Origin of the sequence: Neoroseomonas marina, assembly GCF_012927745.1 — a bacterium.
GTDB lineage: Bacteria > Pseudomonadota > Alphaproteobacteria > Acetobacterales > Acetobacteraceae > Neoroseomonas > Neoroseomonas marina.
This window is the reverse complement of sequence record NZ_JABBKX010000001.1, coordinates 819532-834582: the sequence shown is the minus strand read 5'-3', so window position 1 is coordinate 834582 and position 15051 is coordinate 819532. Positions and strand designations below refer to the sequence as shown.

Annotated in this window: 13 protein-coding genes; all 13 read left to right on the top strand. The window is 71.1% G+C overall.

Translation table 11 applies throughout. From position 1 onward, the window contains the following. Positions 1-156: 156 nt before the first annotated feature. The 13 genes from GWK16_RS04070 to GWK16_RS04010 all read left to right on the top strand — a co-directional run bounded on the left by GWK16_RS04070 (position 157) and on the right by GWK16_RS04010 (position 14952). Complete coding sequence (locus tag GWK16_RS04070; RefSeq protein WP_170052648.1) at positions 157-1572, top strand: FAD-binding oxidoreductase; 1416 nt, start codon at positions 157-159, stop codon at positions 1570-1572. Further along, positions 1479-2456 (top strand): glycosyltransferase family 2 protein, encoded by a 978-nt coding sequence (locus GWK16_RS04065; protein WP_338144413.1) that lies wholly within the window; start codon positions 1479-1481, stop codon positions 2454-2456. Before GWK16_RS04070 ends, GWK16_RS04065 begins: the two co-directional genes overlap by 94 nt. Before the next feature lie 99 nt (positions 2457-2555). Beyond that, entirely contained in the window at positions 2556-3707 is a 1152-nt protein-coding gene (lptF, locus tag GWK16_RS04060) for an LPS export ABC transporter permease LptF (RefSeq protein ID WP_170052646.1), read from the top strand. Then, the gene (lptG, locus tag GWK16_RS04055; RefSeq protein WP_170052645.1) at positions 3704-4828 is read left to right on the top strand and encodes an LPS export ABC transporter permease LptG; all 1125 of its coding nucleotides are present in this window, start codon (positions 3704-3706) and stop codon (positions 4826-4828) included. Before lptF ends, lptG begins: the two co-directional genes overlap by 4 nt. A gap of 4 nt (positions 4829-4832) precedes the next feature. Beyond that, positions 4833-7139: an LPS-assembly protein LptD gene (locus tag GWK16_RS04050; RefSeq protein WP_170052644.1), complete on the top strand. Its 2307-nt coding sequence runs from the start codon at positions 4833-4835 to the stop codon at positions 7137-7139. Between the two features lie 63 nt (positions 7140-7202). Continuing rightward, positions 7203-8573 carry a peptidylprolyl isomerase gene (locus tag GWK16_RS04045; RefSeq protein WP_170052643.1) on the top strand — a complete coding sequence of 457 codons (1371 nt, stop codon included), beginning with the start codon at positions 7203-7205 and terminating at the stop codon, positions 8571-8573. Between the two features lie 10 nt (positions 8574-8583). Further along, complete coding sequence (rsmA, locus tag GWK16_RS04040; protein ID WP_338144400.1) at positions 8584-9417, top strand: 16S rRNA (adenine(1518)-N(6)/adenine(1519)-N(6))-dimethyltransferase RsmA; 834 nt, start codon at positions 8584-8586, stop codon at positions 9415-9417. A 93-nt stretch (positions 9418-9510) separates the two neighbouring features. After that, a complete protein-coding gene (locus GWK16_RS04035) occupies positions 9511-10074 on the top strand; it encodes a hypothetical protein (protein WP_170052642.1) in 564 nt (187 codons plus the stop codon). Positions 10075-10174: 100 nt separating this feature from the next. Beyond that, positions 10175-11686 (top strand): replicative DNA helicase, encoded by a 1512-nt coding sequence (locus GWK16_RS04030; protein ID WP_170052641.1) that lies wholly within the window; start codon positions 10175-10177, stop codon positions 11684-11686. After that, positions 11679-12143 carry a GNAT family N-acetyltransferase gene (locus tag GWK16_RS04025; protein ID WP_170052640.1) on the top strand — a complete coding sequence of 155 codons (465 nt, stop codon included), beginning with the start codon at positions 11679-11681 and terminating at the stop codon, positions 12141-12143. Before GWK16_RS04030 ends, GWK16_RS04025 begins: the two co-directional genes overlap by 8 nt. Next, positions 12143-13234, top strand: coding sequence for an alanine racemase (gene alr / locus GWK16_RS04020; RefSeq protein ID WP_170052639.1), 1092 nt, complete (start codon positions 12143-12145; stop codon positions 13232-13234). Before GWK16_RS04025 ends, alr begins: the two co-directional genes overlap by 1 nt. A 4-nt stretch (positions 13235-13238) precedes the next feature. Next, complete coding sequence (locus tag GWK16_RS04015; protein ID WP_168040442.1) at positions 13239-14024, top strand: MlaE family ABC transporter permease; 786 nt, start codon at positions 13239-13241, stop codon at positions 14022-14024. Between the two features lie 160 nt (positions 14025-14184). After that, complete coding sequence (locus tag GWK16_RS04010; RefSeq protein ID WP_170052892.1) at positions 14185-14952, top strand: ABC transporter ATP-binding protein; 768 nt, start codon at positions 14185-14187, stop codon at positions 14950-14952. Positions 14953-15051 lie beyond the last annotated feature (99 nt).

The following is a 15051-nucleotide window of genomic DNA, read 5'->3' as shown; positions in this document are numbered from 1 at the left end:
CTTCTGTACGTTCCGGAAGACGAACGAACCGAGCAACGAATACTTGCCCCAGCGGCTCGTCGTGGGCGAAGGCTTGGCCGGCTCCCGTCGGCCCAGCGAGAATCGGCCATGCGGCCGCTTGACCCGGCACGCCCGGGCGCGGAGTTTCCGCTCACCATGAACGCCCCCGTCCTGCCCGACGCCCTTGCCACTCTGCTCGGCCCCGCCGGCATTCTGACCGACCCCGCCGACATCGCCCCGGCGCTGTCCGATTGGCGGAGCCTCTACCAGGGCAAGGCGATGGCGGTGCTGCGCCCGGCCTCGACCGAGCAGGTCGCCGCCTGCGTCAAGGCCTGCGCCGCCGCGGGCATCCCGATCGTGCCGCAGGGCGGCAATACCTCCATGGTCGGCGGCGCGACGCCGTCGGAGGACGGGCGCTCGGTCGTGCTCTCGCTCGCGCGCATGAACCGCATTCGCGCCCTCGATCCCGTCGACATGACCATGACGGCCGAGGCCGGCGTGGTGGTGAAGACGGCCCAGGACGCGGCGGCCGACGCGAATTGCCTGTTCCCGCTGTCCTTCGGTGGCGAGGGCACGGCGACGGTGGGCGGCGTGCTGTCCACCAACGCCGGTGGCAACACCACCGTGCGCTACGGCAATGCACGCGAACTGATGCTCGGGCTCGAGGTCGTGCTGCCGGACGGCCAGATCTGGAACGGGCTCCGGCGGCTGCGCAAGGACAACACGGGCTACGCGCTGCGGCATCTGTTCGTCGGCGCGGAAGGCACGCTCGGCATCGTCACCGCGGCGACGCTGCGTCTCTTCGCCCGCCCGCGCGCGAATGAGGTTCTGTTCTGTTCGGTGCGCGACGAGGATGCCGCCCTCAATGTCTTCCGCCGCTTCCGCGAGGCGGACGAGACCGCGATCCGCGCCTTCGAATACATGTCGGGCGTCGGCGTCGATTTCGCCGTGAAGCACATCCCCGGCGTGACGCTGCCGGTCGCCGATCGCGCCGACCACTACATCCTGGTCGACCTCGCCTCGACCCGCGCCGATGCCGACCTGCAGGGCCTCGCCGAACAGGTGCTGGGTGCGGCGTTGGAGGAGGGCGAGGTGCTCGACGCCGTCATCGGCGGCAACGAGGCGAAGCGCCAGGCGATCTGGCGCATTCGCGAGGAACACCCCGAGGCGCAGCGCAAGGAGGGCGCTTCGGTGAAGAACGACGTCTCGGTGCCCGTCTCCAAGGTGCCGGAACTGATCCGCCGGGCATCCGCGGCCTGCGTCGCGCTCATCCCCGGCACGCGGCCGGTGCCCTTCGGGCACATGGGCGACGGCAACATCCACATGAACCTCGAGCAGCCGGTGGACATGGACGGCGCGGCATTCCTCGCCCGCAGCCACGACATCATGGACACGGTGAACGCGGTGGTGCGCGAGCTCGACGGATCCTTCTCGGCCGAGCATGGCATCGGCCGGCTCAAGACCGACATGATGGAAGCCTGGCGCGGCGGGGCGGAACTCGACGCCATGCAGCGCATCAAGGCGGCGCTCGATCCCGCGGGCCTCATGAATCCGGGCAAGGTCCTGCCCTGAGCGCCGCGGCGCCGGGCGGGCCTGGGACCGGCGACGCCCCCGCCCGCGTCACCATCGTCGCCGTCACCTACAACAGCGGCGCGGTGATCGAGGGTTTTCTCGCGGCGCTGCCGGAGGGCGTGTCCCTGGTCGTGGTGGACAATGCGAGCCGTGACGGCACGGCGGACCGGGTCGCCGCCTCGGCGCCCGCTGCGCGCATCGTCCGCAGCCTGGTCAACCGTGGATTCGGCGCGGGCTGCAATGCGGGGCTCGACTTCGTGGAGACGGACTACGCGCTGCTGCTGAATCCCGATGCGCGCCTCGCGTCCGGGGCGCTCGCAGCGCTGGTCGCGGTCGCCGACGCCTGCCCGGATGCGGCGATCGTCGCGCCGGCGATCGCCGGGGCGGGCGGCCGGCGCGTGCGGTCCTACGACGTCGCGCAGCAACGTCGCCGCGCCTTTCCCCGCAAGCGCGGCGCGGAAGCCTGGCCCGAGGGTCCGGTCTGCGTCGATTTCGTCTCCGGCGCGGCGATGCTGGTCCGACGCGCGGACCGGCTGCGCTTCGACGAGGCGCTGTTCCTCTATTACGAGGATGACGAGATCTGCGCCGCGGCGCGCGCCCGCGGCCGGTCGGTGATCTACGTCCCCGACGCCGTGGCCGAGCACGAGGGCGGACGGTCCACCCCGCCATCCCTGCGTGTCCGGTGGCTCAAGGCCTTCCACATGGCGCGGTCGCGGCGGATCTATCATGCCCGCCACGGCCGCCCCGAGGTTGCCGGGCGGCTGCTGCACCACGCCGGCAAGGCGCTCGGCCACGCCATCACGTTCCAGGGAGGGAAGGTGGTGGAGGACGTCGCGGGATTCGCGGGCACCCTGTCCGTCCGCGCGGACCGCGGCGGGGCCTGACCTCGCCCTTTCGCGGCGGCCGCGGGGCACCTGTCCGGCCCCGCCCGGCGTCAAGGCTTCCGGCGCGGGGGACAAACCTCTAGTTTCCCCCCGGCCCGCATGACCCGGATCGACCGTTACATCTTCCGCCAGCTTGCCGTCGCGCTCGCCGCCGTGTCGATCGGCTTGGCGGCGCTGGTCTGGCTGACGCAGTCGCTGCGCTTCATCGAGCTGGTGCTCGATCGCGGCCTGTCGCTCGTCGTCTTCGTCGAGCTGACGAGCCTGATGCTGCCGAACTTCTTCGCGGTCATCCTGCCGATCACGACCTTCGTCGCGGTGCTGTTCTCCTATGTGCGCCTCGCCTCGGATCGCGAACTCGTGGTGATGCGCGCGGCGGGGTTGTCGCAATGGCGGCTCGCGCGGCCTGCGGTGCTGGTGGCGCTGGTCTCGACCGCGATCTGCCTGTTCCTGAACCTTTGGCTGGTGCCGCTGAGCCATACGGCCTTCCGGCAATGGCAGTTCGAGATCCGCAATCAGTTGGTCGGCGTGCTGCTGCAGGAAGGCGTCTTCTCCCAGGTCGGCGACGACCTGACCGTCTATGCGCGCTACCGCGACCCCGACGGGACGCTGCGGGGCATCCTGGTGCATGACCAGCGCGAGACCGGTGCACCGGTGACGATCCTGGCCGAGGCGGGGCGCATCACGACCACGGCGAACGGCCCGCGCGTGACGCTGCTGAACGGCGTGCGCCAGCAGGTCGAGCAGAGCTCCGCCGGCGCCGCGCCGGGCACGCCGCCCCTGCGGCTGAACACGCTGTCCTTCAGCGAGAACAGCATCGACCTCGCCCGCACCGGCCGGGGGGACGAGGCACGCAGCCGCGATTCGCGCGAACGCTCGATCGAGGAACTGCTCAATCCCGACCCGGCCGAGGGCCTGCGCGAGCGCGATATCCGGCGCTTCTATGCCGAGGCGCATCAGCGCCTCTCCTCGCCGCTGACCGCCCTGTCCTTCGCGCTGGTGGCCCTGGCTGTCGGGCTGACCGGGCAGTTCCGGCGGCATGGCGGCGGGGCGCGCATCGCGGTCGGCATCGCCATCGTCGTGGCGCTGCTCGCCTTCGGGCTGACGGCAGGCAACATGGCCGCGCGCAACAACGCCTGGGTGCCGCTGATCTGGGTGCAGGCCATCCTGCCGGGCATCGTCGCGACCTGGTGGATGATGGGCGCGCCGGGGATGCCGCGGCCCGCGCCCCCGCCGCTGGCGGCCGAGACATGAGGCTCGCACGCACCCTCACGCTCTATGTCTCGCGGCGCTTTGCGGCGATGACCCTGGCGATGCTGGCCGCGCTCGCGGGTCTGGTCGCCTTGTTCGACCTGATCGAGTTGCTGCGCCGCGCCGCGACACGGCCGGAGGCCACCTTCGGCCTGGTCAGCCAGATCGCCGCGCTGCGGTTGCCCTATGTGGCGATGCAGATCCTCCCCTTCGCGGTGCTGCTCGGCGGCATCGTCGCGTTCTGGCGGCTGACGCGCTCCTCGGAGCTGGTGGTGGCGCGCGCCGCGGGCGTCTCGGCCTGGGGGTTCCTGACCGGTCCGGTGGCGGTGGCCGTCACGCTCGGTGCGCTGGCGACCGGCGCCATTTCGCCCGTCTCCTCGGCGATGCTGGCGCGGGCGGAGCGCCTCGATCAGCAGTTCCTGCGCAACACGGGTGGGATCACCGCGCTGGCCGGCGGACGGCTGTGGCTGCGGCAGGCCGATCCGGGCATCGAGCCGCGCGGCGTCGCCATCCTGTCGGGACGCCCGGTCGCGGCGCGCGACCTGCGCCCCGGGGAAGCCTTCCGCCTCGATGGGGTCAGCCTGTGGCGCCTGTCCTCCGAGGACCGGCCGCTGGCGCGGGTCGAGGCCGCTTCGGCCATCCTCACGCCGGGGCGCTGGCTGATACCGGATGCCGTGGTCTTCGGGGCGGACCGCGTGCCGGCGCCGGCCCAGAGGCTCGAGATCCCGACCGACCTGACGCCGTCGCGCATCGAGGAATCCTTCGCGAGCCCCGACACGCTGTCCTTCTGGGCGTTGCCGTCCTTCATCGAGGTGCTGGAGGGCGCGGGCTTCTCCGCGGTTCGGCACCGCCTGCACTTCCAGTCGCTGCTGGCGCTGCCCCTGCTCGCGGCGGTGATGGCGCTGCTGGCCGCCGGCTTCTCGATGCGATCCTCCCGTCGTGGCGGCGTCGCGCAGATGATCGGCGGCGGCGTGGCGGCGGGCTTCGCACTCTTTGTCATCGACAAGGTGACCGGCGAGTTCGGGGAGGCCGGCACGCTGCCGGTCGTCTTCGCCGCCTGGGCGCCGGCCGGGGCGGGCTTCCTGCTCGCCACCGCATTGCTGCTGCATCTCGAGGACGGTTAGCGCCATGCCGCAGATCACCTGGCGGGCGCCTTTCCTCGCCGCCCTCGCCCTCGGCGCCGGACCGGCCTTCGGCCAGGCCGTCGTCACGCCGCCCATCAGCGCGCCGACTAACATCGCGCCGGTTCTGCCCGGCGAGCCGCCTGCCGCGGCGGCCGCGTCAGCGCCGGCGCCCGCGGCGCGGCCCGGCCTGCCGGGGCTGACGTCCGGTTCGCCCGCCGACGACCAGCAGCCCGTGACCTTCACCGCGGATGAGGTCGAGTACGACCAGAACCGCGCCCTCGTCGTCGCGCGCGGCCATGTCGAGGCCTGGCAGGGCGCCCGCGTGCTGCGCGCCGACGAGTTCACCTACGACCGCAACACCGGCGTCGCGACGGCGCGCGGCAACGTCCAGCTCATCGAAGGCGACGGCCAGATCGTCTTCGCGGACAGCGCGGTGCTCGAGAACCAGTTCCGCGATGGCGTGCTCGAGGGGCTGCGCGGGTTGCTGGCGCAGAACGGCCGTGTCGCGGCGAATGGCGCGCGGCGCACCGACGGCTCGCTGTTCGACCTGTCCCGGGTCGTCTATTCGTCCTGCGATCCGTGCCGGGAAGACCCGCTCGCCCCGCCCATCTGGCAGTTGCGGGCGCGCACAGCGACGCTGGACCAGACCGCCCGGCAGGTGCGCTATCGCGATGCCTTCATCGAGATGGCCGGCGTCCCGGTGCTCTGGACGCCCTACCTGCAGCATCCGTCGGGGTCGGCGCCCCGGCAGTCGGGGTTCCTCAGCCCGACCTTCGGCATCACGAGCTACCTCGGCGGCTTCGTCGTGACGCCCTACTACTGGGCGATCGACGAGAATCAGGACCTTGTGCTGCGGCCGCTGATCGCGACGCGGCAGGCGCCCAATCTCGGCCTCGAATACCGTCGCCGCTTCAACTTCGGTGAGATCCAGGCCGATGGCTCGATCGGCTACCTGAATGGCGATTCCGATACGCCGCGGGGGTTCGCCGGGCACATCTTCTCGCGCGGGCGCTTCGCGATCGACGAGAACTGGCGCGCCGGCTTCGATCTCAATCGCGCGAGCAGCGAGGAATACCTCCGCATCTTCCGCTTCGGCGCCCGTCGCCTGCTGCTCACCAACGCCTATACCGAAGGCTTCTGGGGCACGGACTCCTACGCCCGCATCGACAGCAGCATCTACCAGGGGCTGCGGTCCACCGACGACAACAGCCAGATCCCGGTCGTCTTCCCGAACATCTACTACGACTGGCGGGCGCCGACCGACGGCCTGGGCGGCACCTTCACCTTCGACACCTGGAACTTCGCGACCTTCCGCGACGCCGGCACGGACACCCAGCGGGCGAACGTCCGCCTCGGCTACTCGCTGCCCTACGCCGACAGCGCGGGTGGCCTGTGGACCGTGCGCGCGGTGAGCGACATCTCGGGCTACAACTACACGGACCTCGCCGGGGCGCCGAACTTCTCGACCACGGCGAACAATGGCGGGGTGGCGACGGGCAACATCCGCGCCGCGCTGGATTGGCGCATGCCCTTCATCCGCTCGGCCGGCGAGTACGGGCATCACGTCATCGAGCCGCGCCTGCAGGTCGTCACCGGCCCCCTGACCGGGCAACAGACGAACGTCCCGAACGAAGACAGCATCGACTACGAGTTCACCGACGCGAACCTGTTCAACCTGAATCGCTTCGGCGGGCGGGACCGGCAGGAAGGCGGCACGCGCTTCGACTATGCGCTGCGCGGCGCCTGGCATTTCCCGAACGGCGGCATGCTCGAAGGCCTCGCCGGCGCCTCCTACCGCGTCCAGAACGACGGTGGGCCGTTCTACACGGGCAGCGGCCTCGAGAACCGTGCATCGGATTACGTCGGCCGCGCCCGCGTGCTGCCGGTGCCGTGGCTCGAATTCATGGGCCGCGGGCGCTTCGCGCAGGAGGACGGCGCCGTCCGCTTCCTCGACCTGTCGACGACGGTGAACTTCGACAGCGGCACCTCGGTGTCCGGCGGCTATCTCTACACGCCGCCGGTGCCCTACCTGACGCCGGTGCAGACGCGCAACGAGATCGCCGCGGGCGTCACGCAGCGCTTCGGCCACTGGCGCGTGAGTGCCTATGGTCGCTACGACCTCGAGCTGAACCGGCCCGTCGCCGTCACCGCCACCGCCGGCTACGAGGATGAGTGCTTCATCCTGGAGGCCCGCTTCCTCAAGCGCTTCGCCGAGGATCCGTCGACCGGGAACCTCTATCCCGCCAATACGCTGCTGTTGCTGCGGATCGGGCTGAAGACGATCGGCGATTTCGGCTTCCGGGCGATCTGAGACCGGGACGGCAACAGCCTCGACGCTTCCCCCACGCGGCCCGAAGTCCTAAGAAGGCCGGCCATGACCGCCGAGAAGATCCCTGCCGTCCGGCGCGCCCTGCGCCTCGCGGCCCTCCCCGCGGCCGCCCTTGCCGGGCTCCTCGCCCTGTCGACGCCGGCTCCCGCCCAGGGCACGAACCGCGTCGCCGCGGTCGTGAACGGTGACGTCATCACCTTGAACGAGGTCGAGAGCCGGCGACGGCTGCTTGCCCTCTCGGCGGGACTGACCGGGGGCACCGGCGGTCGCGCCAACGACCAGATCCTGCGCCTGCTGATCGACGAGCGCCTGCGCACGCAGGAAGTGGCGCGCCGCCGCATTCCCGTGACCGACCAGGACATCGCGACCACCGTCGGCGACATCGAGAGCCGCAACGGCCTGCCCCCCGGCGGCCTGCGGGAGAACCTGCGCCGCGCCAACATCGACCCGCGCGTGCTGTACGACCAGATCCGCGCGCAGATCGGCTGGAACCGCCTGCTGCGCGGCCAGCTGGGCAACCAGGCGAACGTCACCGACCCCGAGGTGGCCGACTTCATCGCCACCCAGAACGCCCGCGCCGGCCAGCCGGAATTCCTGGTCTCGGAGATCTTCATCCCGGTCTCGAATCCAGGCCAGGACGCCGAGGTCCAGCGCTTCGTCAGCGACATCATCGCGCGCCTGCGCCAGGGCGCGCCCTTCCCGATGGTCGCGACGCAGTTCAGCCAGGCGCAGAGCGCGCTGCTCGGCGGTGACCTCGGCTGGATCTCGCCCGAGCGGCTGGATCCGGAAGTCGCGGCCATCGTGCGCCAGATGCCCGAGGGCGCGGTGTCGAACCCGATCCGGGTGCCGGGCGGCTTCGTCATCGTCACGCTGCGCCAGAAGCGCACCGCGGGGCGCGACATGGCGACCATGCTGACGCTGCGCCAGGCCTTCTTCCCCTTCGAGGGCCAGGTGAACCCGAACGCGCCGACCGCGCAGCAGCTGCGCCAGGTCGAGCGCGGGCAGCAATTGTCGGAGACGGCGCGGTCCTGCGAGGCGGTCGAGGCCGCCGCGCGGGGCGGGTCGCGGCCTGCGGATCCGGGCCAGATCCGCCAGGACACCGTCTCGCCGCCGGAGCTGCGCGAACTGCTTGCGAGCCTGCCGATCGGGCGGCCGTCCCAGCCCATCATCTCGCCCGACGGCGTGATGGTGCTGGTGGTCTGCTCGCGCGAGACGCGCAATCTGGCGGAGGTGACGCCCGAACAGGCGCGCGACCGCATCCTGCGCGACCGGGTCGAGCTCACCTCCCGCCAGGTGCTGCGCGACCTCCAGCGGCGCGCGCAGATCGACATCCGCAACACCGCGCAGGCGTCCGAGGCCTCGGCGCAGCAGCCGGCCCAGCAGCCGCAGCAGCAGCCGGCGCCGCGCCGCCGCTGACCTCGGGCCGGTGACCCCCCCCGACCTGCCGAGCCTGCGCGAGACCGTCGCGCGGCACGGTCTCGACGCACGCAAGTCGCTTGGCCAGCATTTCCTGCTCGATCCCGCGGTCTGCGCGCGTATCGCCGGGTTGGCGGGGGACCTGGCGGGGCGGCACGTGCTCGAGGTCGGGCCCGGCCCCGGCGGGCTGACCCGGGCGCTGCTGGCGAGTCCTGCCGCGGAGGTCGTCGCCGTCGAGCTCGATCGCCGGGCCGTGGCGGTCCTCGCGGAACTCGCCGCGCTGCATCCGGGGCGGCTGCGGGTGGTCGAGGGAGATGCGCTGCGCGTCGACCCGGCGGAACTGCTGCCGGCCCCGCGCCGCATCGTGGCGAACCTGCCCTACAACGTCGCGACTCCGTTGCTGGTCGGGTGGCTGCGCCGCGCCGCCGCGATCGAGGGCATGGCCCTGATGTTCCAGCAGGAAGTCGCCGAGCGGATCTGCGCCGCGCCGGACACGGAGGCCTATGGGAGGCTGTCGGTGCTGGCGCAGTGGCGCTGCCGTTGCGACCTGCTGATGCGCCTGCCGCCCGGGGCCTTCAGCCCGCCCCCCAAGGTGTGGTCGGCGGTCGTGGGCTTCACGCCCCATGCCGAGGACCCCGGCCCCGCGCTGTTCGCGGCGATGGAACGCACCACCGCGGCCGCCTTCGGCCAGCGGCGGAAGATGCTGCGTGGGGCGCTGAAGTCGCTGGGCGAGGCGGAGGCGCTGCTCGCCGCCGCCGGGATCGACGGTGCGCGGCGGGCGGAGACGCTGAGCGTGGCGGAATTCGACCGTCTGGCGCGGGCGCTGCTGGCGCGCGGCGCCTGACGCTTCGCGACGGAGCCGGACGCGCAGGGAATCCTTGCGCCGGCGCGCCTGTAACCGGAACATCGTCACACGGTCTCGAAGGGAGAGGTCCAGGTGACGGTACACGCGTTCCGCAGGCGCCTGGTGATCGGCGCGCCCCTCCTTGGCGGCATGGCCGTCCTTCTCGGCTGCGCCCAGGCGCCGCCGCCGCCGGCGTCGGCGCAGGTGGCGACGAGCCCGGACGTCCTCATCCGCAACCTGCCGCCAGGCCAGCCGGCGCTGGTGGCCACCGGTCTCGCCGCCTACGGCACCGTCCAGGCGGTGGACCCGTCCTCGCGCGAGGTGGTGCTGCGGACGGCCAGCGGCGGCACGCTGGGGCTGCGGGCCGGGCCGGAATTCCGCTCCTTGCGGCAGTTGCGACCCGGCACGCGGGTCGTCGCCGCCTACGACGGCAGCGGCACCGCGCGCCTGATGATGCCCCCGCGGCCCGGCACGCCGATGCGCCCCGGCGTCCAGCTCGGCACCGTCGAGGCGGTGGAAGTCGGCGGGCGTCGTTTCGTGATGGGCGGGGCGCAGGGCGGGCGACGCCTCGTCACCATCGAGAACGCGGCGATGATGGCCTTCGCCACGCGCCTCGCGCCTGGCGACGAGGTGGCGGTGACGACCGCCACGCCGTGAGGCGCGCGGCCGGGTGACGGGCGCGCGCGATCTGCGCTTTCCCCCGTTATCCACCCGATCCACAGCGGGCGACTCTGCCCGGTGGGAGTAGACTGCGCCGATGAATGAAATCGATCCCGCGGCAGGCAGCCTGCTCGGCCTGTCGCAACGCCTGCCGCCGTCGAACCTTTCGGCGGAACAGGCGCTGCTGGGCGCGCTGCTCGCGAACAACAAGGCCTATGAGCGCGTCTCGGAGTTCCTCGCGGCCGAGCACTTCGCCGATCCGATCCATGGCCGCGTCTACCAGTCCATCCAGCGGCGCATCGAAGCGGGGCAGCTCGCCGACGTCGTGACGCTGCGCGCGGAATTCGAGCATTCCGGCGTGCTCGAGGAGGTCGGCGGGCCGGCCTACCTGGCGCAGCTGCTCTCGGCCATGGTCGGCATCATCAATGCCGGGGAATACGGCAAGGTCATCTACGACGCGTATCTGCGGCGCCAGCTGATCGACCTCGGCGAGGTGGTCGTGAACCGCGCCTTCGGGGCGGAGCCTGAACTCGACGCCAAGGGCCAGCTGGAAGCGGCCGAACAGGCGCTGTTCGACCTGTCGAAGGAAGGTGGGGCGGGCGATGGCGGCTTCGTCTCCTTCGAACGTGCGCTCACCATCGCCGTCACCAATGCGGAAAAGGCCTTCAGCACCCCCGGCGGCGTGTCGGGCCTGCCCACGGGGCTGCGCGACGTCGATGCGAAGATGGGCGGCCTGCATCCGTCGGACCTGCTGATCGTCGCGGGCCGTCCCGGCATGGGCAAGACCGCCTTCGCGACCAAGGTCGCCTTCGGCGCGGCGAAGTCGATCCTGCGCGAGGCCCGCGAGAAGGACCCCAATGCCGTGCCGCGCGGCGGTGTGGCGATCTTTTCGCTCGAAATGAGCGCCGACCAGCTCGCGACGCGTCTGCTGTCGGAGGAAGCGCGCATCTCAGGCGATCGCATCCGCCGCGGCGAGATCGGCCAGCGCGACTTCGACCGCTTCGTGGAGGTGAGCCGCGAACTGGCCTCCCTGCCGCTGTGGATCGACGACACGCCGGCCATCACGATCTCCGCGCTGCGCACGCGCTGCCGCAGGCTGAAGCGGACCAAGGGTCTCGACCTGGTCGTCGTCGACTACCTGCAGCTGATGCGGCCCGCGGCCGGCACGCGGCCGGAGAACCGCGTGCTGGAAATCTCGATGATCACGCAGGGGCTGAAGGCGATCGCCAAGGAGCTCGCGGTGCCGGTCATCGCGCTATCGCAGCTGTCGCGCCAGGTCGAGAGCCGCGAGGACAAGCGGCCGCAGCTGTCCGACCTGCGTGAATCGGGGTCGATCGAGCAGGACGCCGACGTCGTCATGTTCGTCTATCGCGACGACTACTACCTGCAGCAGCGCCAACCCAAGGAACTCAACTTCGACAATCCGGAGAAGTTCCACGAGGCCACGGAGAAGTGGCAGAAGGACATGGAGCTGGCGCACAACAAGGCGGAGCTCATCATCGCCAAGCAGCGTCACGGCCCGACCGGCACCATCCGGCTGTTCTTCGAATCCGAGTTCACGCGCTTCGGCGATCTCGACACCCATCACGACGAGGGTTTCCGTGAGTGATGCCGCCGTCACGGTCCGCCTCGCGCGGCCGGAGGACTACGACGCCTGGCTGCCGCTCTGGCTCGGCTACAACGCCTTCTACGGGCGCGAAGGCGCGACCGCGCCGGCGGAGCGAATCACCCGCCTGACCTGGTCGCGCTTCTTCGAGGCCCTGGAGCCGATGGAATGCCTGGTGGCGGAGGCGGATGGGCGGCTGATTGGCCTCGCCCACCTCATCTACCACCGCAACACGATGCTCGAGGGCTGCACCTGCTACCTGCAGGACCTGTTCGCGGCGCCCGAGGCGCGTGGCCGCGGCGTGGGGCGCGCGCTGATCGAGGCGCTCTACGCGCGTGCCAAGGCCCTGGGCGCGCAGCGCGTCTACTGGCATACGCACGAGACGAACGCCCAGGCACGACTGCTCTACGACCGGGTCGCCGCCCATGGCGGCTTCCTGCTCTACCGCAAGGACCTGTGATGCCGCGCGTCGCTTCCACCGAAGCCGTTCTGACCGTCGACCTGCCTGCCATCGTCGCCAACTGGAAGGACCTCGCCGCGCGCGGCGCGCCGGGGGCCGTCGCGGGGGTCGTGAAGGCGGATGGCTACGGGCTCGGCGCCGCCGAGGTGGGTCGCGCGCTGCGTGCGGCGGGCTGCCGTCACTTCTTCGTCGCGCAACTGCAGGAAGGGATCGACCTGCGCGCGGCGATCGGGCCGGGGCCGATGATCGCCGTGCTTGGGGGCTTCCGGCCGGGCGAGGACGACGACGCCGGGCTGGTGCCGGTGATGAACTCGCTGGGCGACGTCGCGGCCCATGCAGGGGCGGGCAGGGCATCGGGCGTGGCGCGGCGGGCCATCCTGCATGTCGATACCGGCATGGCGCGACTCGGCCTGGATGCCGGGGAGCTGGCGCGGCTGTCGGCCGATCATGGCCTGCTGGCCGGCGTCGATCTTCTCTACGTGATGACGCATCTCGCCTGCGCGGATGAGGCGTCGAGCCCGATGAACGCGGCACAGGCCGCGCGCTTCGCGGACGCCTGCGAGGGGCTGCCGGCCGCGCGGCGCTGCTTCGCGAATTCCTCCGGCATGTTCCTCGGGCCGGATTTCGCTTCGGATCTGTCGCGGCCGGGCTGCGCGCTCTACGGCATCAATCCGACACCGGACCGACCGAACCCGATGCGGCAGGTCGTGCGGCTCGATGCGCCGGTGCTGCAGGTGCGGGAGATCCCGGCCGGAATCCCAGTCGGCTACGGGGCGACCTGGGCCGCCGGGCGGCCCAGCCGGGTCGCGACGGTTGCGGTGGGCTATGCGGATGGCTACCTGAGAAGCCTCTCGAGCCGGGCGGTGGCGGATTTCCGCGGCCGTCCGGTGCCCCTCATCGGCCGGGTGTCCATGGACCTGACGACCTTCGACGTGACCGACCTGCCGGAGATCGCCGCCGGCGACCGCCTGACGCTGATCGGCGGCGCCGGCTGCAGCCCGGACGAGGTCGCCGCGCGGGCGGGGACCATCGGGTACGAGGTGCTGACCTCCCTCGGTGCGCGCTACGTCCGCGACTACCTCCGGGGCTGAGGGCTTGGACCTGGTCCTGAACCCCGTCGCGGCCGTCGGGCGAGGCGTTCTGTCAGCCTGCCGGACGGTGGGGGCGGTCGCTCTGTTCGCGCTGCAGGGGCTGTCGCACCTGGTCCGGCCGCCCTTCTACGGGCGTCTGTTCCTGCGGCACCTGGTCGAGATCGCCTATTTCTCCCTGCCGGTCGTCGCGCTGACCGCGATCTTCACCGGCATGGTGCTGGCACTGCAGTCCTATACCGGCTTCGCGCGCTTCAACGCCGAAGGTGCTGTCGCGAACGTCGTGGTGCTGTCGATCACCCGCGAGCTCGGCCCGGTGATCGCGGCGCTGATGGTCGCCGGGCGCATCGGCGCGGCCTTCGCGGCCGAGATCGGCACCATGCGCGTGACCGACCAGATCGACGCGCTGACGACGCTGTCCACCAACCCGATGAAGTACCTGGTGACGCCGCGGCTGCTCGCCGGCGTGGTGGCGCTGCCCTTCCTCGTGGTGGTGGCGGACGTCCTCGGCGTGATGGGCGGCTGGCTGATCGGGACGACGAAGCTCGGCTTCGCGTCGCTCTCCTACCTCAAGGCCACCATGGACTTCCTGCAGACGATGGACGTCGTCTCGGGCCTGGTGAAGGCGTCGGTGTTCGGCTTCGTCATCACGCTGATGGGCTGCTGGTGCGGCTACAACAGCAAGGGCGGCGCGCAGGGCGTCGGCGCGGCGACGACCGCGGCGGTGGTGTCGTCCTCCATCCTCATCCTCGCGCTCGACTACGTGCTGACCGAGATGTTCTTCGCGCGATGAGCCAGAAGCAACGCATTCGACCGCACCGGCGGCCCGCGGCCACGACGCGGGTCGAGGCCGCGAATGCGGCCCACGGCAGGTGCCGCGAAGCCAAGCCGCACGGATGTGCGGCGCCCGGCGCTTGAGGGGCGCTTTCGTGGACACGAAAGCGCACAACGAAATGGTCCCGAAGATCCGCTTGCGCGGCCTCGCCAAGGCCTTCGGCGAGAAGAAGGTGCTCGACGGCGTCGACCTCGACATCCGCGCGGGGCACGGGATGGTCATCCTGGGCGGGTCGGGATCCGGCAAGTCGGTGACGATCAAGTGCATCCTCGGCCTGATCCAACCCGACGCCGGGACGATCGAGGTCGATGGCCGCGACATCCTCGCGATGCCGCGGCGCGAACGCGACGAACTCAACGACCGCATCGGCATGCTGTTCCAGAACGGGGCGCTGTTCGACAGCCTGCCGGTCTGGGAGAATGTCTGCTTCAAGCTGCTGGCGCAGAAGCGCATCACGCGGGCCAAGGCGCGCGACAAGGCGGCGGAGGTGCTCGCGCAGGTCGGGCTCGCCGCGTCCGTGGGGGATCTCTCGCCGGCGGAACTCTCGGGCGGGATGCAGAAGCGCGTCGGCCTCGCGCGCGCCATCGCGGCGCAGCCCGACATCATCTTCTTCGACGAGCCGACCACCGGCCTCGACCCCATCATGGGCGCGGTGATCGACGGGCTGATCGTGGACGTGGTGAAGCGGCTCGGCGCAACCGCCGTGTCGATCACGCATGACATGGCGAGCGCGCGCCGGATCGGCGACGACGCGGCCATGCTGCACAAGGGGAAGATCGTCTGGCGAGGGCCGGCGGCGACCCTCGGGGATACCGGCAACGCCATGGTCGACCAGTTCGCCCGTGGGGAACGGGACGGGCCGATCCAGATGGAGCTTCGCCGCTGATTCAGTGGCTTATCGATTTGATCCATCGGTGAATTCCGATCAAATCGAAAACATCGATCGATTTCTTCGAAATCTCTCATTGGACAGGATGAGCCCTCC